The sequence below is a fragment of the Deinococcus grandis genome (assembly GCF_001485435.1).
In the GTDB taxonomy this organism is placed as follows: domain Bacteria; phylum Deinococcota; class Deinococci; order Deinococcales; family Deinococcaceae; genus Deinococcus; species Deinococcus grandis.
Window position 1 is genome coordinate 1446966 of record NZ_BCMS01000001.1, and the last position, 20034, is coordinate 1466999.

At 68.6% G+C, this 20034-nt stretch carries 22 protein-coding genes and 1 tRNA gene; 12 read left to right on the plus strand and 11 right to left on the minus strand.

The genetic code is table 11. The features are described from left to right. Window positions 1-63 precede the first annotated feature (63 nt). Window positions 64-1230 (plus strand): amidohydrolase family protein, encoded by a 1167-nt coding sequence (locus DEIGR_RS07165; protein WP_236704686.1) that lies wholly within the window; start codon window positions 64-66, stop codon window positions 1228-1230. Window positions 1231-1287: 57 nt separating this feature from the next. On the opposite strand, the gene DEIGR_RS07170 is transcribed toward DEIGR_RS07165, so the two are convergent. Beyond that, on the minus strand, window positions 1288-1743 hold the full coding sequence (locus DEIGR_RS07170; protein WP_058976349.1) for a hypothetical protein: 456 nt from the start codon (window positions 1741-1743) through the stop codon (window positions 1288-1290). A gap of 162 nt (window positions 1744-1905) precedes the next feature. On the opposite strand from DEIGR_RS07170, the gene secA reads away from it, so the two are divergent. Continuing rightward, window positions 1906-4515, plus strand: a complete 2610-nt coding sequence (secA, locus tag DEIGR_RS07175; RefSeq protein ID WP_058976350.1) for a preprotein translocase subunit SecA — start codon at window positions 1906-1908, stop codon at window positions 4513-4515. Between the two features lie 65 nt (window positions 4516-4580). Here secA and DEIGR_RS07180 read toward each other — a convergent pair whose 3' ends face one another. The 6 genes from DEIGR_RS07180 to recF all read right to left on the minus strand — a co-directional run bounded on the left by DEIGR_RS07180 (window position 4581) and on the right by recF (window position 11358). Then, window positions 4581-5930 carry a DUF4041 domain-containing protein gene (locus DEIGR_RS07180; RefSeq protein WP_058976351.1) on the minus strand — a complete coding sequence of 450 codons (1350 nt, stop codon included), beginning with the start codon at window positions 5928-5930 and terminating at the stop codon, window positions 4581-4583. A 99-nt stretch (window positions 5931-6029) separates the two neighbouring features. Next, window positions 6030-7514, minus strand: coding sequence for a DEAD/DEAH box helicase (locus tag DEIGR_RS07185; RefSeq protein WP_083523959.1), 1485 nt, complete (start codon window positions 7512-7514; stop codon window positions 6030-6032). Between the two features lie 260 nt (window positions 7515-7774). Then, window positions 7775-8530, minus strand: a complete 756-nt coding sequence (locus DEIGR_RS07190; protein WP_058976352.1) for a hypothetical protein — start codon at window positions 8528-8530, stop codon at window positions 7775-7777. 13 nt (window positions 8531-8543) lie between these two features. Next, window positions 8544-9221, minus strand: coding sequence for a MogA/MoaB family molybdenum cofactor biosynthesis protein (locus DEIGR_RS07195; RefSeq protein WP_058976353.1), 678 nt, complete (start codon window positions 9219-9221; stop codon window positions 8544-8546). Between the two features lie 206 nt (window positions 9222-9427). Next, complete coding sequence (locus tag DEIGR_RS07200) at window positions 9428-10267, minus strand: DUF721 domain-containing protein (RefSeq protein WP_229781862.1); 840 nt, start codon at window positions 10265-10267, stop codon at window positions 9428-9430. A 17-nt stretch (window positions 10268-10284) separates the two neighbouring features. Beyond that, window positions 10285-11358, minus strand: a complete 1074-nt coding sequence (recF, locus tag DEIGR_RS07205) for a DNA replication/repair protein RecF (RefSeq protein ID WP_058976354.1) — start codon at window positions 11356-11358, stop codon at window positions 10285-10287. Window positions 11359-11565: 207 nt separating this feature from the next. Here recF and DEIGR_RS07210 point away from each other — a divergent pair, with 207 nt between their 5' ends. From DEIGR_RS07210 to DEIGR_RS07220, 4 genes are all read left to right on the plus strand, one after another. After that, entirely contained in the window at window positions 11566-11994 is a 429-nt protein-coding gene (locus tag DEIGR_RS07210) for a PaaI family thioesterase (RefSeq protein WP_058976355.1), read from the plus strand. 1 nt (window position 11995) lies between these two features. Further along, complete coding sequence (gene aat / locus DEIGR_RS07215) at window positions 11996-12616, plus strand: leucyl/phenylalanyl-tRNA--protein transferase (protein ID WP_058976356.1); 621 nt, start codon at window positions 11996-11998, stop codon at window positions 12614-12616. A 10-nt stretch (window positions 12617-12626) separates the two neighbouring features. Then, entirely contained in the window at window positions 12627-12833 is a 207-nt protein-coding gene (locus tag DEIGR_RS20340) for a hypothetical protein (protein ID WP_153013664.1), read from the plus strand. Between the two features lie 326 nt (window positions 12834-13159). Next, complete coding sequence (locus DEIGR_RS07220) at window positions 13160-13387, plus strand: hypothetical protein (protein ID WP_058976357.1); 228 nt, start codon at window positions 13160-13162, stop codon at window positions 13385-13387. Between the two features lie 205 nt (window positions 13388-13592). On the opposite strand, the gene DEIGR_RS07225 is transcribed toward DEIGR_RS07220, so the two are convergent. The 4 genes from DEIGR_RS07225 to ffh form a co-directional block, all read right to left on the minus strand. After that, a complete protein-coding gene (locus DEIGR_RS07225; RefSeq protein WP_058976358.1) occupies window positions 13593-13997 on the minus strand; it encodes a hypothetical protein in 405 nt (134 codons plus the stop codon). Then, entirely contained in the window at window positions 13987-14253 is a 267-nt protein-coding gene (locus DEIGR_RS07230) for a hypothetical protein (protein WP_153013665.1), read from the minus strand. The genes DEIGR_RS07225 and DEIGR_RS07230 overlap by 11 nt, the downstream gene beginning before the upstream one ends. A gap of 238 nt (window positions 14254-14491) precedes the next feature. Continuing rightward, window positions 14492-14567 (minus strand) — tRNA-Lys (locus DEIGR_RS07235). A 127-nt stretch (window positions 14568-14694) separates the two neighbouring features. Continuing rightward, window positions 14695-16035 (minus strand): signal recognition particle protein, encoded by a 1341-nt coding sequence (gene ffh, locus DEIGR_RS07240; protein ID WP_058976360.1) that lies wholly within the window; start codon window positions 16033-16035, stop codon window positions 14695-14697. A 68-nt stretch (window positions 16036-16103) separates the two neighbouring features. Here ffh and DEIGR_RS07245 point away from each other — a divergent pair, with 68 nt between their 5' ends. From DEIGR_RS07245 to DEIGR_RS20345, 6 genes are all read left to right on the plus strand, one after another. Next, on the plus strand, window positions 16104-16385 hold the full coding sequence (locus DEIGR_RS07245) for a nucleoside triphosphate pyrophosphohydrolase (protein ID WP_058976361.1): 282 nt from the start codon (window positions 16104-16106) through the stop codon (window positions 16383-16385). Window positions 16386-16418: 33 nt separating this feature from the next. Next, window positions 16419-17600 carry a thiolase family protein gene (locus DEIGR_RS07250; RefSeq protein ID WP_058976362.1) on the plus strand — a complete coding sequence of 394 codons (1182 nt, stop codon included), beginning with the start codon at window positions 16419-16421 and terminating at the stop codon, window positions 17598-17600. A gap of 5 nt (window positions 17601-17605) precedes the next feature. Then, entirely contained in the window at window positions 17606-17914 is a 309-nt protein-coding gene (locus DEIGR_RS07255; RefSeq protein WP_153013666.1) for a YciI family protein, read from the plus strand. A gap of 9 nt (window positions 17915-17923) precedes the next feature. Continuing rightward, window positions 17924-18364, plus strand: coding sequence for a hypothetical protein (locus DEIGR_RS07260; RefSeq protein WP_058976363.1), 441 nt, complete (start codon window positions 17924-17926; stop codon window positions 18362-18364). Between the two features lie 37 nt (window positions 18365-18401). Next, window positions 18402-19238 (plus strand): 3-hydroxyacyl-CoA dehydrogenase family protein, encoded by an 837-nt coding sequence (locus DEIGR_RS07265; RefSeq protein WP_058976364.1) that lies wholly within the window; start codon window positions 18402-18404, stop codon window positions 19236-19238. Window positions 19239-19305: 67 nt separating this feature from the next. Further along, the gene (locus DEIGR_RS20345; protein WP_160329917.1) at window positions 19306-20028 is read left to right on the plus strand and encodes a hypothetical protein; all 723 of its coding nucleotides are present in this window, start codon (window positions 19306-19308) and stop codon (window positions 20026-20028) included. The last annotated feature ends 6 nt before the right edge of the window (window positions 20029-20034 follow it).

The following is a 20034-nucleotide window of genomic DNA, read 5'->3' on the forward strand; positions in this document are numbered from 1 at the left end:
CGCCGTGTCCTGCACGCGCGGCGCGGTCCGTCTGTCCCGCACGCGCGGCGTAGCATGGCGCGCATGACCCACAGCGACCCGCACACGCCCCGCCTGCTCACCTGCGACGTGCTGTACACCGGCATGGGCGGCGCGCAGAGTCCCGGCGCGGTGGTCGTGGTGGGCGGGACGGTCGCGGCGACCGGGCACCCGGACACGCTGCGCGCCGCGTACCCCCACGCGCGGGAGGAACGCGCCGGGGCGGTGATCGCGCCGCCGCCCGTGAACGCCCACACGCACCTCGACATGAGCACGTACGAGTTCACGGCCCTGCCGTACTTCCGCTGGATTCCCGAGGTGGTCGTGCCCCAGCGCGAGAAACGCAGCGCCGAGGCCGCCCGGCACGGCGCGGACACCCTGGCGGGGCTGGGTGCGGGCGGCGTGGGGGACATCGTGTACATGCACGCCCCGGACGTGATGGACACCCTGCTGCCCCGCGAGGACCTGAGCGGCGTCCTGTACTACGAGGTGCTGGGGACCTTCCCGGAGAAAGCCGACGAGATCTTCCGCACGGTGCGCGAACGGATCGAAGGCTGGCGTGCGGTGGAGCGTCCCGGCGGGCCGCGCGTGGGCCTGTCCCCGCACACGCCGCACACCGTCAGCCACCGCCTGATGCGGCTGCTGTGCGACTACGCCGCCGGGGAGGGGCTGCCCCTCCAGATTCACGTGGCCGAGCATGCCGCCGAGCACGACCTGTACACGCGCGGCGGCGGCCCCATCTGGGACAACCGGCTGGCGCCCTTCTACCCCGACACCTTCGCGGAGGTCATCGGTCGGGCACCCGAGGAGGGCCTGACCCCGGTGCGGTACCTGGACGAACTGGGCGTCCTGAACGCGAAACCCACCCTGATCCACATGGTGAACGTCACCCCGGACGACATCGCGCGGGTCGCCCGGGCCGGGAGTGCGGTCGTGACCTGCCCGCGCAGCAACCACCACCTGGCGTGCGGCGTGTTCCCCTGGGCGGCCTTCGCGGCGGCCGGGGTGGAGGTCGCGCTGGGCACGGATTCCGTCGCCAGTGGCGGCAGTCTCGACGTGCGCGAGGACGTCGCCTTCGCGCAGCACCTTCACCCGGGGCTGGACCCGCGCGTGATCGTGCGCGCCGCCGTGAAGGGCGGGCACCGCGTGCTGGGCACCCGCGCGCCCTTCATCCGCCGGGGCGAGAGCTGGGACGACCGCTACCGCTGGTGACCCGACAGGGGAGGAGGCGACCGGCGTGCTGCTCGGTCGCCCCCTCCCCCGTGACGGTCAGTTGCTGACGGCGGAGCAGGTGCCGGTCGCGGTGCGGCCCCCGGTCTTCAGGGTCAGTTCACCCTGGTACGGCTGGGACAGCAGGGTGCCGATCCGGCAGGAGTACGTCGCGCCGTTCTCGCCGATCCAGTCGAAGCGCAGGGTGCGGCGGCTGCCGTCGTACGTGGCGACCGTGAAGCCCGCGCGGCCCGCACTGAACGCGTCGGCCTGATCGCGGCCGTTCACGCTGGCGGTGCCGTCGGCGACGTCCACCAGATCGGTGATGTTCACGGACTGCGTCACGGTCCGGCTGTCCACCGGACCGCTGACCGTCCAGGTCTGCCCGACCACCAGCGGTCCGGCGCGGCGCGGCGCGGGCCCGTCCGCCTCGGCGTTGGCGAGCAGGGAGGCGACGGGGGCGCAGGCCCCCAGCAGCGGCAGGGTCAGCAGGAGCGGCAGGACTTTCAGGGTCATGCGCGCAGGATACGGGCCGCGCATGAGGGCCGCCCGCGTGGCCTTCACCGCGCGTGGAGCGGACGTTCATGCTCCCTGAGCGAAAACCGCTCAAGTTGCTTATGCGCCCCTCACTGAAATCACGCCGCGCCGCGCCCGGCCCGCGCGTTATACTCGCTTGTCATGTTCCGTGTCCTGAACAAAATGTTCGATAACAACCAGCGCGACGTTGCGCAGATCATCAAGACGATCGTGCAGCCCGTCAACGCGCTGGAAGAAGAGACCCAGAAGGTCGAAGACCTCGCCGCCGCCTTCATGGAACTGCGCCGCCGCGTCACCGAAGGCGGCGAGACCCTCGACGACGTCGTCGTGCCCGCCTTCGCCCTGATCCGCGAGGCTGGCCGCCGCTCTATAGGCAAACGCCACTACGACGTGCAGCTCATCGGCGGGTACGCCCTGCACAAGGGGCGCATCGCCGAGATGCGCACCGGTGAGGGCAAAACCCTCGTCGCCACCCTCGCCCTCGCGCTGAACGCCCTCGAGGGCCGCGGCTGCCACCTCGTCACCGTGAACGACTACCTCGCGCGGGTCGGCATGGAGGAGATGAGCCTGCTGTACCGCACGCTCGGCCTGACCGTCGGCCTCGCCAGCCGCGAGATGCAACCCCACCAGAAGCAGGCCGCGTACGCCTGCGACATCACCTACGTCACCAACAGCGAACTGGGCTTCGACTACCTGCGCGACAACATGGCCCAGAGCCGCGAGGCCCTCGCCCTGCGCGCCGAACACCCCCTGAACTTCGCCATCGTGGACGAGGTCGACTCCATTCTCATCGACGAGGCCCGCACGCCCCTGATCATCAGCGGCGCCGCCGAGAAAGCCACCGACCTCTATTACGTGTACGCCAAACTCATCCGCCGACTCCAGAAGGGCGAACCCGCAGAACCCGGCGTGCGCACCGAACCCACCGGCGACTACACCATCGACGAGAAAGGCAAGCAGGTCCACATCACGGAAGGCGGCATCAGCAAGATCGAACGCCTGCTGTCCCTGAACGACCTGTACAGCCCGGACAACATGGACAAAGCGCACATGATCACCCAGGCGATCCGCGCGCGCGAACTGTACCACCGCGAGAAGGACTACATCGTCAACGCCGAGGGCGAGGTCATCATCATCGACGAGTTCACCGGCCGCAGCATGCCCGGCCGCCGCTACGGCGAGGGCCTCCACCAGGCCATCGAAGCCAAGGAAGGCGTGAAGATCGAGAACGAGAACCAGACGCTCGCCACGATCACCTACCAGAACTTCTTCCGCCTGTACAACAAGTTCGCGGGCATGACCGGCACCGCCAAGACCGAGGAGAAGGAGTTCCTCGACATCTACGGCAGCGACGTCCTCGTGATCCCCACCAACCGCGGCGTGCAGCGCAAGGACGCCGAGGACCTCGTGTACCGCAGCAAGATGGGCAAATACAACGCCGTCGTGCAGGAAGTCAAGGAAATGCACGCCACCGGCCGCCCCGTCCTGATCGGCACCGCCAGCATCGTCACCAGCGAACAGCTCAGCGACCTCCTCACGCAGGCGGGCATCCAGCACAGCGTCCTGAACGCCAAGTTCGAGGCGCAGGAAGCCAGCATCGTCGCGCAGGCCGGCCGCTCGGGTACCGTCACCATCGCCACCAACATGGCGGGCCGCGGCACCGACATCATGCTCGGCGGCAACGCCGAATTCATCCTCGGCGAAGCCATCGAGCAGCAACTCGGCCTGAGCCGCTACACGCCGGAAGTCGAGAACTTCATCAAGGCCATCAGTCGCCAGGACCCTGACGCCATGCAGATCGGCATGCAGATCCCCGGCATGAACGAGGACTTCATCGGGCAGGCCATTCAGCTGCAGGCGGACACCCTCACCGACCGCCAGCGCGTCAAGGACCTCGGTGGGCTGCACATCATCGGCACCGAACGCCACGAGAGCCGCCGCATCGACAACCAGCTGCGCGGCCGCGCCGGACGCCAGGGCGACCCCGGCAGCAGCCGCTTCTACGTGTCCTTCGAGGACGACCTGATGCGCCTCTTCGCCAACGACCGCGTCGTCGCCATGATGGACCGCCTCGGCATGGACGACACCCAGCCCATCGAAGCCAAGATGGTCACCGGCGCCATCGAAAAAGCCCAGGCCCGCGTCGAAGACCGCAACTTCAGCACCCGCAAACAACTCCTCGAATTCGACAACGTCATGAGCAAACAACGTGACACCGTCTACGCCCAGCGCCGCGAAGTGCTCCTCGGGCCGGACGCCGACGTCGAGGAGAGCACCGAAGGCATGATCGCCGACTTCGTCGACCACCAGCTCGCCACGCACCTGCCCATCGACCAGAGCCACGAGAACTGGGACATCGACGGCCTGCGCGCCGCCATCACCGACGCCGTCCCCCAGCTCGAAGAGTTCGACTTCGACAGCCTGCGCAGCAAGACCCCCGCCGAAGCGCAGGACACCCTCCTCGCCGCCGTCGCCGACGCCTTCGACGCCCGCAAGGAAGAACTCAGCCCCACCATGATGAACAGCCTCTCGCGCTACGTCATCCTGCAGGTCGTCGACCAGCTCTGGAAAGAACACCTGCACGGCATGGACGTCCTGCGCCAGGGCATCGGCCTGCGCGGCTACGGCCAGCGCGACCCCTTCACCGAATACAAGTTCGAAGCCACCACCATGTTCAACGACATGATCGACACCCTCAAAGCCGACGTCACCAAATTCGTCTTCAGAATGCAATTCGGACAGGCCGGATAAGAGATAGAAGAAAGCGAGGCGCGCACTCCTGGGAACGGGAGTGCGCGCCTTCACTGAATCGGGGTTCAGGCTTGTAGGGCCAGTGTCTTCCGATAATCTGCGGCCTCGGCAGCCAGCGTGAAGTCGATCTCGCCGTGGTGCTGCTCCACGAAGGTTCTGATCTCGTCGAGCGTCACCCGGAAGAATTCCTTCTTGTGGTTGATCTGGTTGACGCGCCGCGTGGAAAAGGCGCGGTGAAGGTCAGATTCCAGTTTCGGTGCGTCCTCGCTGTAGATAACGGCGTGGACGTCGAACGTGAACGGGACCGACGCGTCACCCAGTTCCCTCACGCGGTCCAGTGGTTCCAGGCGGCGTGTCATGCCGATTTTGTAGACGTCCTCGCCGAAACTGCCGATATTCGAGATGACGTAGACGTGCCCGGCTCGGGTCTGTTGGGCCATCGACAGTGCCCGTTCCTGTCGGCGATGAGCGTCCTCAAGGGCGAGGGTCAGTCGTTCGATTTCCTGCTGAAGCTGTGCCTGTCTGGCTCCCTGTGCGGTTGCTGCGTCCCGCTGGGCTTTCTCCAGAGCGGTGGCGTACCGCTGTTCTTCTTTCAGGGCTTCGGCCTGTGCGCGTTCCAGTTCTTTCTGTGCCCGTTCCTCGTCACGCATCTGTTCGCGGATGGCCCGCTGCTCCTCCAGTTCAGCCTGCCGTTTTTCCTGATACTCGTGAACGAGGTACAGCTCCTGCAACTTGAGGGTCAGGAAGGCGTCGGTAAGGCGGCTCCCGGTCTCGCCGTCCAGGACGTTGACTTTCTTGAACAGCTCCCGGATGCGTTGCTCGATTCTGGTCACGTTGTCGAAGCGGACCCGCTGGATCAGGGCTTCGGTTTCACCGTTGAACGCCCAGAGCTGAAGCTGGGCGATCTCCTTGAGCATCTTGCGCCCTGCGGCCTGACTGCCGTTCACCGTCCAGGCGTGGGGAACGGCGACCGCCTTGTTATCCCGGATGAGTTCCTTCTGTGTCTTGCGCAGGGCGTCCAGTGCCGTCTTGTACTTTGCCGAGTCGCCCAGGTCGTACTTCGGCTCGTAGATACCGAACTCGCGTGCAATGGATTCCAGTTCGAGAGGCGTGATCTCACGTTGAAGATCATCCAGGCGACGTTGATGGTGCTTGACTTCTGTCTGGAGGCTGGTGGCCTGCTGCTGAAGTTCCTGGCACCTCGCCTCGATGCTCTGGATGGGGCGGTACGGTTCAATCTCCTGATCCAGTGCGGTCAACCGAGCCTGCTGGGCCGTGATGACCTCAGAGGCCTGCGCCTTGGCTGCGGCCAATTGCGCTTCCGCTGACTGCCGGGATTTTTTCGCCTGTTGTGTGGTGAAGACCAGCGCAACCACGAGGCCGATGAGCAGCAGGAACAGGATGCCAGTTTGCATATGCTGTCTCTCGTATCACGTCACACGCCCGGTGTTTGCCTCACATGACAGAGTCAGCGCCCCAGCCGTGGTGGACTGGGGCGCTGCGGTGCTGCGTATTTAGCGGCGGCGTTTGGGGCGTTGGGGGCCGACGCGGCCGGCGCCGGTGCCGGGGGTGTCCTGGCGCTGCTGGGGGCGGGCGTCGCTGCGCTGGGGGCGTCCCTCGCTGCGGCCCTGCTGGCCCTGGCGGGGGGCGCCCTGACGCTGGCCCTGGCTGCTGCTCTGGGTGCCGCGGGGTTGCTGGGCGCCGCGTGCGGGCTGGCCGCCCCGGTTCTGGGTCTGGCCCTGGCCGCGTCCCTGGCCACGTTTTTCCTGCACTTCGGGGTCGATCTGGCGTTCCTCGGGTGTGGCGGGGGGTTGCAGCGCGGCGGGGAGTTTGCGGCGGATGCCCTGCCACAGGGCGCGCTGTTCGGGCGCGAGGAGGATCAGGTTGGTGCCGTCGCGTCCGGCGCGGGCGGTGCGGCCCGAGCGGTGGACGTGGTCCTCGGCGGTCGCGGCGACGTCCAGGTGAATCACGAGGCGCACTTCGGGCAGGTCGATGCCACGCCCGGCGATGTCGGTGGCGACGAGAATACGGGACTGTCCGTCGCGGAGCGCCTGCATGGTGCGTTCGCGTTTCTTCTGGTCCATGTTCCCCTCAAGGGGGCTGACCTGTTCGCCGGGGAGGAGGTCGCCGAGGTGCTGGGCGCGGCGTTTGACGAGGTGTTTGGTGCGGCTGAACAGCACGACGCACCCGCCGGGTTCCTTCAGGGCGGCGCGGGTGTGCTGGGCCGCGTCGGTCAGGAGGGTGTCCTTGGTGGTGTGCTGCAGCAGGTGCGTGGCGGTGCTGACGCCGCCCAGGATGTCGCCGGTGGCGTCCGCGCCGGGGGTGGGGGCCACGTCGATGCGGGCGGGGTCGTGCATGAAGCGCTGGGCGACGTCGCGGATCTCGGCGGGGAACGTGGCGGAGGCCATGGCGATCTGCAGGGTGCGGCCCTGGGGTTGCTGGTCGCGGGCGTGGCGGAGGATGTCGCCCACGTCGCGCAGGAAGCCCAGCGAGAGCAGTTCGTCGGCTTCATCCAGCACGACGTAGCGGAGGTTGTTCAGTTTCAGTTCGCCGCGGCCGATCAGGTCCTTCAGGCGGCCGGGCGTGCCGGTGATCAGGCCCTTCCCGGTCGCCTCGCGGGTCGTCTGGCCGGGAGTGATGCCGCCCGTGATGCGCCCCGCGGTCATGCCGAGTTCCGTGGCGACGTCGCGGATCTGCACGGCGAGTTCGCGGGTGGGCGTGATGACCAGCGCCTCGGGCTGCATGCCGCGCGTTTGGCGCATGCCGATGCCGCGCGCGGCGGCCGGGATCAGGAACGCCAGGGTCTTGCCGCTGCCGGTGCGGGCGGTCGTGATGACGTCCCGGCCGTCCATCAGCGCGGGGATCGCCTGAGCCTGCACGGGGGTGGGCGTGCGGTCGCCCAGGAGGGTCTGCCAGTCGCGCACGGTGGGGGCGGGGGTGGTGCTGGCGGCGGAGGGAGCGGTGCTGGCGCGGCGGGGCGCGCGGGTGTGCTGGGTCATGGGTGATCCTGTCGGCCTGCACGCCGCACAGGTGGGGGCGGGGGCCGTGTCTTGACGTGAGGCTTGAGAGGCGGGGCGTGCCCGGTGGGCCGACCTGGCCCGGTCGCGCTGAGCGCGTGACCCGTCATCCTGCCACGCGGAGGGGCCGCAGGGCAAATCATGAGGTGACGATTCGGGGCGTCCCGGTGGCCTGACCGGGCGACTGGAACGCCGCCTGGCGGCCAGCGCGGGCGGCGTTCCGGGACTGTCCCTGTCCGGTTTCAGTTCAGGACGCGGTCCTCGGCGTGCGCGGTGGGGGTCCAGTCGGCGCGGAACAGGTGGGTGGCCTCGCCGCGTGCAGGGGCGTACCAGACGCGCACCCCGTGGTCGTGCCCGTGGACGGGCAGCAGGGCCTCCTGCCCGGCGGCGAGTTCCTGCACGGCCTCCCCGGCGGGCGTGCGGACGGGGTACCACGCGTTCAGTCCGGCAGGGGACCAGCCGGCCATGCGCAGCGCGCGGCCCGACACGTTGCGCAGGTGCGCGCCTCGCTCGCTGAGGGTGACGGTCAGCTCGGGCCAGTCGGGCGTGGTGACAGTCTTCCAGCGGCTGGCGAACGTCAGGGGGGGCGTGACCGGCCAGGGGCGGTACGCGGCGGCGGCGAGCAGCCCCGCGAGGCCCGCCAGGAGCAGCGCGGCGCTGATCGCCGTGATCCAGGGGTCGGTGCGGCCCTGCAGGACGTTCACGCCCAGGCCGGTGCCCAGCAGGGTCACCACGAACGGCCAGCCGGGACTGGGGCGGCTGCGGGTCGGCACGAACGCCTGCGGCCAGTACTCGGCGAGCAGCATCAGGCCCGCGCCCACGCCGAACAGGGCGGGGACGTCCAGCAGCGGCGCCAGCAGCAGCGCGCCCAGGCCGGGCGCGGCCCAGTACGTCACGCGCGGCGCGAGGCGGGACCGGGCGGCGCGGATCACGCGGCCCAGCCAGTACGCGGCGAGGACGGCCAGCGTGACGGCCAGCGGCAGGTTCAGGCTGTCCACGTGCGCCCCGGGGTCACAGGCCCCCGCCCTTCTTGTGGCGGCCCAGGCCGGCGGCCACGCCACCCCCCGCGCCGGGCATCGGGGGTGGCGCCGGGGCGTCCGGCCCGGGGAGGGGGGGCGGGGTCAGGACGCCCGGCTGCCCGTGGCGTTCCACCTCGAACGCGAGGTGACCCAGCTCGTCCTTCAGGATGCCGTTCCAGGCGGTCTGCACGGCGTTCAGGCTGCCCGGCATGGCGAACACCACCGCGCCGCGCACCAGTCCGGCCACGGCGCGTGACAGCATGGCCGCGCCGCCCACCTGCTGGTAGCTGAGCATCCGGAACAGCTCGCCGAAGCCGGGGATGGGTTTGGTGATCAGGCTCTCCACGACCGGCACGGTCACGTCGCGGCCCGTGATGCCGGTGCCGCCGCTGGAGATCACGACGGTCGCCTCGCGCGTGAACGCCACGAGGGCCGAGCGGATCTGCACGGCGTCGTCCTTCACGACGCGGTACGCCACGACCTCGTGCCCCTGCGCCTCGATCTCGGCGCGCAGGAACTGCCCGCTGGTGTCCGTCTCGGGCGTGCGGGTGTCACTGACCGTCAGGATCGCCACCCGCACCCGCCGGGGCGAGGCCTCGCGGTGCGAACCGGCCGAACCGCCGGGCTGAACGGGGGAGGGGGTGGGCGTGCCGTCCGGGGCGTCGGTCATGCCCTTCAGGATAGTGGGCGGCGCGCGCGATGCACAGGCACCTGCGCCAGCATTCCGCCGGGCGGGACGGGTCATACGGATTCCGTTTGTTTCGTTGACAACCCGGAAAGGCACCGGGTTGCCAACTCCACGACCGGAACCCGTTTCGCTCCTGCTCGCTCCGCTCGGGTTGAAAGTTTCTGCAAACCTTTCAACCGGAGTTCGTATCAGTCGCTGGCGTTCAGGACGTGCCGCACCCGCTCGGGCAGGTACGCGCGGTCACTGCGTTTCAGGGCGGCGCGGGGCCGGCTGAGGAACAGCGTCAGGTACAGCGCCGCCTGCTCGGCCAGGAACCCCTGGTACCCGCCGCCCTCGCCGCTGCGGACGCATTCCAGCGCCAGCAGCTCCAGTTGTTCCTCCAGCTGCCGCAGCGCCAGGAACCGCGCGGCCTGCACGCCACTGTTCCCCAGCGTGTCGCGCAGGCCCTCCAGCCGCTCGGGGTGGCGCATCAGCGCCCTGGCGGCGCGGCGCACGTTCGGATCCTCCAGCGTCAGCGTGCAGGCGCGGCAGGGCTGCTCGCGGCTGGCCTCGCCGCACACCGGGCAGGGCCGGAAGCCCTGTTCCTCACGCCACTTGCGCGCGCGGGTGATCGCCTCGGCGGCGCGCAGCGCGGCACTCTTCAGGTCGTCCGGAACGTCCTGCACGAGTTCCCGTGCGCGGGCGCGGTCCGGAGCGGGCAGCGGCGCCACCGCCACCGGCGCGGTCGGTTCGCGCACGGTGCCCACCCCGAAACGCAGCTCGGTCAGGGGCGCGTCGGGCAGCAGGGCGTTCAGGGCCTTCAGGAAGTGGTGCCGCTGCATGCTGAGGTGGTGCGCGGTGGCGCTGTCGCGGACCTCCACGAACAGCGTGCCGCCCTGCTGCGTGCGAGGCCGCGTGATCCGCGCGATCTCCGGCCCGACCGCCTGCGGCCACAGCAGGATCGCCCGCGCCCGCTGGATGCCCCCGGTGAGTTTCGCGCTGCCCAGCGTGGCGCCCATCAGGTCACCCAGCCGCAGCGGGCCGCTCATGCGCCGCCCCCGCCGTGTCACGCGCTCACCTCCTCGGGCAGGGGTTCAGTGGTGACCTCTGGCGTGAAGCGGCCTCCATGCGCCCGCAGGGTCAGCGCCGCGCCGGGCGCGCGCTCGGTCCCGGTCACGATCGCCTGCGGCACGCTGGCCGCCAGGTCCAGCAGGAACGCCCGCCGCCCCGGATCGAGTTCCGCCGAGAAATCGTCGATCAGCAGCACCGGCCGCTCGCCAAAGCGTTCCGCCAGCAGCTCCAGTTCCGCGCGGCGCAGCGCCAGCGCCACCGTGCGGCCCTCGCCACGGCTGGCGTACTCGCTGGCCGGGAAGTCCCCCAGCGTCAGCACCAGATCGTCCCGGTGCGGGCCGGTCGCGGTGCTGCCCCGCGCGAGTTCCTCCGCGCGGCGCGACGCCAGATCCTGCGCGTACGCCTCGGGCGTGGTGGACTCCGCGAGGCTCAGCGTCAGGCTCTTGCGGCTGCCCAGCGCCGCGTTCGCTTCGGCCGCCAGTTCGTTCAGGCGCACCAGGGCGCGGCGGCGCACCGTCATGATCTCGGTCCCGAGGCGCACCAGGGACTCGTCCCAGACGTGCATCGCCCATTTCTCACCGCCGCGCAGGGCCGCGTTGCGCTGCGACACCGTCCGCTCGTACCGCGACAGCACCTCCGCGTAGCGGGCGCTCAGGCGCGACAGCAGCGAATCCAGGAACGCCCGCCGCCCCGACGGCGACCCGAACACCAGTTCGCTGTCCTCCGGACGGATCCACACGGCGCTCCCACGCGGCAGGTCCCCGGTGCGCACGCGCACGCCGTCCACCTTCAGCTGCCGCCGCCCGCGCCCCAGCCCGACCTCCTGCACGCTCAGGCTGCCGCTGCTCTCCAGGTCGGCCCGCACGTACGCCTCGGTCTCGCCCTGCTGCACCAGCTGCTCCAGGCGCGTCACGTCCGTCAGGCCGGTCAGCGCCAGGAACGCCGCCTCCAGCAGGTTCGTCTTGCCCGCGCCGTTCTCCCCGAAGACCCCGGTCACGCCCGCCGGGAACAGCAAGGTACACGGGGCGAGATTCCGGTAATTCAGGGTGGACAGCGAATCCAGACGCACCCTCCCATTCTAGGCGACGCGGACTAAAGCATTTGTCATGAAGATAAGGTCTTCATGACCGAGCGAAGCGAGTGAATGTGGCGGAGCAGGACGAAGAATGGAGGCGTCAGGCGTCCTTTGCCCTGACGCCGTAATTCGCAGAACTGCTCTAAACCGCGCGGGAGCCTCCCCCCAATTCGCGCGGGCGGCCAGGGTACGCTGGGCCGCATGACCACCACCCCCCGTCCCGTCCCCAGCCCGGACGACCTGACCGCGTTCGGCGCGGGGCACCTGCCCGGCCTGATCGGCATCCGCTTCACGCACGCCGAGCGGGGGCTGCTGCGCAGCGAGTTGACCGTTCGGCCCGAACTGCTCGCCCCGAACGGCTTCCTGCACGCCGCGAGCGTTGTCGCGCTGGCCGACACCACCTGCGGGTACGGCACCCGCATCCTCCTGCCCGAGGGCGCGCAGTCGTTCACGACCATCGAACTCAAGAGCAACCACCTCGGCACCGCCCGCGACGGCACCGTCACCTGCGAGGCCCGGAGCGTCCACGCCGGGCGCACCACCCAGGTCTGGGACGCCGAGGTCCGCGCGCCGGACGGCAAACTCATGGCCCTGTTCCGCTGCACGCAGGCCGTGCTGTACCCCCGCTGAGGTGCCCGCCGCGCAGCCCTGGCTGACCCACCCCGACCCCCTGACCCGGCAGGTCGCCCGCGCCTACGCGCAGGGTGCCTTCCTGATGGACAACGGCGACGGCGTGCAGTTCTACAGCGTCGACGACCGCGCCATCGTGCCCATGACCGAGGCTGACGGCCTGCACGTCGCCCGCCGCCTCCGCCGCGACCTGCGGCACTTCACGTACCGCGTGGATACCAACTTCGACGCCGTTCTCGCCGGGTGCCGCGGCCTGCTCCCCGGCAGCCCCCCCCGCGACGGCGAGTGGATCAGCGACGACCTCACCGCCATCTACGGCCACCTGCACGACACCGGCCTCGCGCACTCCTTCGAGGCGTACAGAGGCGGGGAACTCGCGGGCGGCGTCCTCGGCCTCGCCCTGGGCAGCGCGTTCATCGCCGAGAGCAAATTCCACCGCGTCACCAATGGCAGCAAGGCCGCCCTCATCGGCCTCGCCGGGCACCTGCACGCGCGGGGCTTCACCCTCCTCGACGCGCAGATCCAGAACCCGCACCTCCAGACCCTCGGCGTGTACGAGATCAGCGCCGACGACTACGCCCACCGCCTCCAGGACGCCCTGGGCACCGACGCCACGCTGTAAGGGAGACGCCATGACCACACTACCCGGCACCGCGACGAGTACAGACGTGATCATCTCGTACAGCTCTGCCTTGCCTGCACAGCTTGTAGTGGGTGGGCTCCTGCTCCTGCTGGTGGCACTGGGAGCGCTGCGCTGGCCCCTCCTGCGCCGCGTCCTGCTGCTCACCGGAACGGTGACGCTGCTCGTCGCCCTGCTGCTGGCGAGGGGGCTCCCCTGAGCCCCGCCCGCCGCGCTCGTCTCACCCGACGGCGTCGCCATTCTCACCTGCGCCGCCTCCCCTGGGCCCTGCGGGATGTGAGGATGACCATGCGGCCTGGCAGACTCCAGGGCACCGAGGCCCACGCGACCTTGGGGCCCACGCCTGCCCGTCATCCTGCTGCTGATCGGCGGTGTTGGCTGCTTCCTGGGTGCGGTCCACTTCGGGTTAGATGCGGCGATGACGATGGCGCACTACAGCAACAGTGAACGGGAATTCAGTCAGGCCTTACAAGGCGCTGCTCCGTGTGTCCTGGGCGGCATCCTGACAGGGGGTACGGCGGTTAGATGGGTGCCAAAAGGGAAGCCGTGAGCGGCGCGCCCGGAAGCCGGACGGTGCCGGTGGTGATCGTGAACGCTGACCGGGGCGCACCGTGGGAGGTCTTCGCCCTGGCGTGCGCGCTGCTATTCCTAGCGTTCCGCTTTCGCCGGGTAGCCTGGGCGCGCTGGGCGCTGACCGGCGCGGGCGTGCTGGCCCTGATCGTGGCGGGCGTCCTGTGGGCGGCGCTGGCGTAGCAGCTGGAAGACCGGCGAAGGGGATGCGTGGGCGCGTGCCTGGGCTTCCCCTTCGCCGTGCCCCTGGCCCGCTCGAGCGGCTCCCGGAACATCTTCCTGACGCCGGGCACATGATCCGGCCCCCACGGTCTAAGCCGGGCTTAGGGCGTCAGGGGGTTTTACTCAGACCTGAGTAAAAGGGGGGCGGGCCGCTCGAAAGCTGGGCTTAGGGTTCGACTCCATGCCCGGTCACGAAGTCACGCACCGTTTTCAGGGCGGCGTCTGCCGTGCCTGTTTCGCGGGCGTACCACGCGGGAGATTCGCAGCCGTACCGCGCCCGCTGTGACAGTTTTTTGATGATCTGGAAGGCGTTGAGGGCCGTTTCTGCGGCCTGGGCATTCTGCCCGAAGTGCGCGCGGTAGACCTCTCTCACCTGATGCGGGAACTGATCGTAATGAACCTCTTCCCTCAGTCCCCGGCCCCCCACGGCCAGGAAGGCGCGCAGCCAGTGGACGGAAGCGTAAAAGCTGACGGTGATGTACCACTCGTACAGGTCCGGTTCAAAGTTGAAGCGGCTCAGGGCCGCTTCGTTCCGCTGTGCTTTCTCAACGTGGGCGTGTTTATTCCCCATGCTGAAAGTCGGAGTCCACTTCTACATTCAGGTCAACACCGAAGGGCCGCACGGCGTCCTGCAGGGTGGCGCTTATCTCCATAGCCCGGTCGAAGCCGTAGTGAGCGTCCGGCATGATGACCTCTGCCGTGATGGTGCCGTCTGGCATGGGCTGCGCCGTCACGCTCAGGGGGAAGGCCAGGGCGGCTTCCAGGGCGGGGACGGCGTTCCCCAGTTCGGTCAGGGCGCGTTCAACGGGGGACGGTTTGACTTTCAAGTGGCCCATCTGGACGCGGCTTGAGTGTCTGAGCGTTGGCGTTGCGGTCACTGTTTCCCCCCTTTCTCGAAGTCCCGGACTGTAACGCCCGGTGACAGAGACGCTCACACTACGTTACAGAGTGGCCCTGATCTTCGCATGAATAGGCCCACAATGTGCGGGGGTGTCCGGGCTTACCCTATGGGCCATAACGGGGAAGTCGCTGAAAGCAAGAATCCCCGTCTAGGACGGGGTTTTCTGGTGGGTCGTGTAGGACTTGAACCTACAACCCGCTGATTAAAAGTCAGCTGCTCTACCGATTGAGCTAACGACCCAGGTGGTCTTGTCTCGCTGCGTGCCGTGTGGGCGCGTTCTCAGCGGGAGTGAGTATATGGGGGCGGGGCTGATGTGTCAACACCCGCCCCGGCGGTTGCGCAGAAGCGGGTGATGGCGGGTGGGGCTTCAGCGTTTGAGGCTGGGGGGGACGTTCGGCATGCGGGGTGGTTTCATGCCCTTGCCGCCGGGGCCGCTCATGCGCTGGAGCATCTTCATCATGTCCTTCATCTGCTCGTGCATCTTCAGGAGTTTGTTGATGTCCTGCACGCTGTGCCCGCTGCCTGCCGCGATGCGTTTGCGGCGGCGCCCGTCGATGATCTTGGGGTTGCGGCGTTCCTTGACGGTCATGGAGCTGATCATGGCGTCGATGCGCTGCAGCTGCTTCTCGTCGATGTTGAAGCCTTCGGGCAGCGCGCGGCTCATGCCGGGGATGAGCTTGAGCAGGTCGCCCAGGGGGCCCATCTTGCGGATCTGCCGCAGTTGCAGCAGCAGGTCCTCCAGGTCGAAGTCGCCGGGTTTCTTGACTTCCATGGCTTTCAGGTCGGCCTGCTGGGCGCGTTCGATCAGGCCGAGCACGTCGCCCATGCCGAGGATGCGTCCCGCGACCCGGTCGGGGTGGAAGGCGTCCAGTCCGGCGATCTTCTCGCTGGTGCCCGCGAAGTAGATGGGTTTGCCGGTCACGCTGCGCGCGCTGAGTGCCGCGCCGCCGCGCGCGTCGCCGTCCATCTTCGTGATGATCAGGCCCGTGACGTTCACGCGCTGGTCGAAGGTCTGCGCGACGTTCAGCGCCTCCTGGCCGGTCATGGCGTCCACGACGAGCAGGCTCTCGGTGGGCTGCATGGTGGCCTGGAGGTCGGCCAGCTGGTCCATCAGTGCCTCGTCGATCTGGAGGCGCCCGGCGGTGTCCACGATGACGAGGTCGCGGAAGTCGGTCTTCAGGTGCTCGTCCACGCGACGTTTCGTCTCGGCGGGGCTCTCGCCGTCCGCGACCTTCAGGACCGGCACGCCCACCTGCTTGGCGAGGACTTCGAGCTGGTCGCGCGCGGCGGGACGCTGCGTGTCGGCCGCGACGAGCAGCACGCGGCGGCCCTTGCTCTTGTAGTGCGCGGCGAGCTTGCCGGTGCTGGTCGTCTTCCCGGCCCCCTGGAGGCCCACCATGAACCAGACGTTGCCCTCGGTTTTCAGTTCCGGCTGGATGGTCTTGCCACCCAGGGTCTCGATCAGTTCGTCGTGCACGAGCTTCACGACGGTCTGCCCGGCGGTCAGGCTGCCCTCCACGGACTGCCCGACGGCCTTCTCGCTGACCCGCGCCACGAAGTCCTTCGCGACGCCGAAGTTCACGTCGGCTTCCAGCAGCGCCATGCGGATCTCGCGCATAGCGGCCTTGACCTGCGCCTCGGTCAGCTGGCGTTCCTTACCCACCCGGTCCAGGATGTCCTGCAACTTGTTGCCCAGGGACTCAAACATGCTGTCACGCTACCACGCAGCCCCATCCGCGTCTGTGCCGTGCATCCCGCCCTGTTACGCTGCCCGGCATGGGCAAACTCGTCCGCGACCGCATCCCGGACCTCTTCGGTGGGCAGACCCGCCTGCTGAACGGGGAGGAGTACCGCGCCGCGCTGCGCGCCAAGCTGCAGGAGGAGGTCGCGGAGTACCTCGACTCCGGCGAGCCCGAGGAACTGGCGGACGTGCTGGAGGTCCTGCGCGCCCTGGCGGCCCTGCACAGCCTGAGCCCCGAGGACCTGGAGGCGCTGCGCCGCGCGAAGGCGGACGTGCGCGGTGGCTTCGCGGGCCGGGTGTGGTGGACGTCAACCTAACGCCCGTTAGGCAGGGCGCGCTATGCTGCGCGCATGCAAAGAGCAGTGATCGTCGCGGCCAGCCGCACGCCCACCGGGAAATTCCTCGGCAGCCTCGAGAGTGTCAGCGCCGTCGACCTGGGCGCCACCACCCTGCGTGAGACCCTGCGCCGCAGCGGCCTCGACGCCGCCCTGATCGAGGAAGTCGTCATGGGGCAGGTCGTGCAGGCGGGCAGCGGACAGAACCCCGCCCGGCAGGCCGCGCTGAAAGCCGGACTGACCCACGAGGTCGGCGCCCTGACCATCAACAAGGTGTGTGGCAGCGGCCTGAAAGCCGTGATCCTCGCCGCGCAGAGCATCCGCGCCGGGGACCAGCACGCCGTCCTCGCCGGGGGCATGGAAAGCATGAGCAACGCCCCGCACCTGCTGCCCGGCGCGCGCAAGGGCTACCGCCTGGGCCACGCGCAGGTCCTCGATGCGAACACTCACGACGGCCTGTGGTGCTCCATCAACGACGAGGGCATGGGCCTGACTGGCGAACGCGTCGCCGAAAAGTACGCGATCACGCGCGAGGAACAGGACGCCTACGCCACGCAGAGCCACCGCCGCGCCATCGCCGCGCAGCAGGAGGGCCGCTTCAATGACGAGATCGTCCCCATGACTGTCAAGGGCCGCAAGGGCGACACCGTCGTGGACACCGACGAAGGCCCCCGCGCCGATACCAGCGAGGAAACCCTGGGCCGCCTGAAACCCGCCTTCAAGAAAGACGGCAGCGTCACCGCCGGGAACGCCCCCGGCCTGAACGACGGCGCCGCCAGCCTCATGGTCGTCAGCGCCGACTTCGCCCAGGCACACGGCCTGACCCCCCTCGCGGAGATCATCGACTACGCCACCGGTGGCCTCGCCCCCGAGTGGGTCATGATGACGCCCGTCCCCGCCACGCAGAAACTCCTGACCAAGCTAGGCTGGCAGGCGGGCGACGTGGACCTGTGGGAACTCAACGAGGCGTTCAGCGTCCAGAGCCTCGCCGTCGCCCGCGAACTCGGCCTGGACCCCGAGCGCGTCAACGTGAATGGCGGCGCGGTCGCCCTCGGCCACCCCATCGGCGCCAGCGGCGCGCGCATCCTCGTGACCCTCCTGCACGCCCTGAAGCAGCAGGACAGGGAAACCGGCATCGCCACCCTGTGCATGGGCGGCGGCAACGGCCTCGCCCTGGCCGTCCGGAGGGTAGGCTGAGCACCATGACGACCCTGTGGATCATCGAGAGCACCTACCTCAAGCCCACCGACGAGATCGCCCAGGTCACGCCCGCCCACCGCGAATGGCTCGACCAGCACTACCGCAGCGGCGTGTTTCTCACCAGCGGCCGCAAGGTCGACAACACCGGCGGCGTGATCGTCGCGCAGGCCGACACCCTGCAGGAACTCGTGGACCTGTTCGACCACGACCCCTTCGTCACCAGCGGCTGCTCCCGCTACAAATACACCGCCTTCAACCCCGTCAAACGCGGCCGGGCCGTGCAGATCGAGGGCGTTCCTCTCGTGGAGTGAGGTAGAGGTATGACGTTCACCCGTACCCTTTCTGCCCTGGTCTGGGCGTTCGCGGCCATCCTGAGTGCCGCGCTGCTGGGGCTGATCCTGACGGGCGAGGCTGGCAGTCCGCAGGCCCTGCCGGTGTACGGCATCCTGGGTGTCATGGGAGGACTGACCGCCACCCTGAGCCGCCTCAGCGCACGTGTGCAGGAAGGGACCCTGAGCGTCTGGCTGGGCCCCGGTCTGTTCCGTCAGTTCTACCCCCTGACGGACATGGCGGGCGTGAACATCACGCAGATCGGCTCGCCATTCGCCGTGGGACTGCGCTTTCTGCCGGACGGGTGGCTGTACTCGCTGGGCGGCACAGACTTCACGGAAGTCCACCTGCGGGACGGCCGCCGCCTCCTGATCGGTCTGGACGAGGTATCCGGTCTGCCGGACGCCCTCCGGCGCGCCCTGCACCGTTGAGCCGGGCTATTCAACACATTCACACACAGGAGTTCCCATGAAATTCGGAGTGATCGGAGCTGGACAGATGGGCGGCGGGATCGCGCAGGTCGCCGCGCAGAGTGGATTCGATGTGGTCGTGCAGGACGTGAAGCAGGAGTTCCTGGACCGGGGACGCGCCGTGATCGAGAAATCACTGGCGAAACTGCACGAGAAGGGCCGCCTGACGGACACGCCGGACGTGATCCTGGGCCGCATGGAGTTCAAGACGGACCTGAACGCGTTCGCGGACTGCGATCTGGTCGTGGAGGCCATCGTGGAGAACGAGGGGGTGAAGGCGGACCTGTTCCGGCAGCTGGGGCAGATCGTGAAGCCCGAAGGGGTGCTGGCGAGCAACACGAGCAGCATTCCGATCACGGCGCTGGCGAGCGCGTCGGGCCGCCCGGAGCGGTTCATCGGGATGCACTTCATGAACCCCGTGCCGCTGATGCAGCTCGTGGAGGTCATCCGGGGCTACAGCACCAGCGACGAGACCGCGCAGTTCGTCACGCAGACCGCCGAGCGGATGGGGAAGACCCCCCTGGCCTGCAACGACTTCCCAGGGTTCGTCAGCAACCGCATCCTGATGCCCATGCTGAACGAGGCCATCCAGTGCGTCATGGAAGGCGTCGCGGAACCCGAGGCCATCGACGGAATCATGAAACTCGGCATGAACCACCCCATGGGCCCCCTGACGCTGGCGGATTTCATCGGGCTGGACACCTGCCTCGCCATCATGGAAGTGCTGCACAGGGGGCTGGGCGACGACAAGTACCGCCCCAGCCCGCTGCTGCGCAAGATGGTGCAGGCGGGCCTGCTGGGCCGCAAGAGCGGGCAGGGCTTCTACACGTACTGAACTGTATTGCTGACCCAGAAGTCAGCTTGAGGGACGCGGGGTGCGTGTGCAGGGGCACCCCGCTTTCGTGTTAGAACGCAGCATCGGACTTCAGGAGGGTCGATTCGGGGTGTTTGGCGAAGGCGCCTATTGCCGCTCCGGTGTTGACGGCGAGGCGGGTTCGGCCGCTTTCGGTCTGGGCGCGACATTCGATCTGATCAGCATGGGCGGATTCACTGGATACGCCCTGGCAGGTGCAAACCTGCAGAATGGCAGCCCGGTCGTGTACGGCGGCGTTGGTGGTCGCTACGGTCTGGAGCTGTTTCCCGTTGAAGGGTTCGCGGAGGTCGGTGTACAGCGGTTGTCGACTGATCTGCTGGCCGTGACAGGACCGCGCGTCACCATTGGTCTGACGTATCGCTCCTTCGTCGGTCCGCTGGCCAGCCTCGTCGCGCCTCCGGTACCTGCTGGAGACGGTAGTGGCACTCCGGCTGGTGGGGGTCTGCCTGCTCAGTGCACGGTGTCTCCTGAAGAGGACCGGTCCGCGGCTCGCTCGGCGGCCGTGCGCGCTGCCAATCAGGCCCTGTCGGCAGCGGCCAGTTCCTACTCGGCGGGATTCTCCAGCTTCTCGTACCGCGTCAACATCACCAATGTCAGCATCAGTGGCAACAGTGCCACGGCTACGGGATCTATCACGATCAATCTGGTCAGTCGTGGCAGCGGCGAGCGGACCAGCGACACGTATCCTGGAACGGTGACGCTGGTGCGTGAGGGCTGCGGCTGGCGCGCGACCGGCTACTCGCGCGGCTGATCCCGG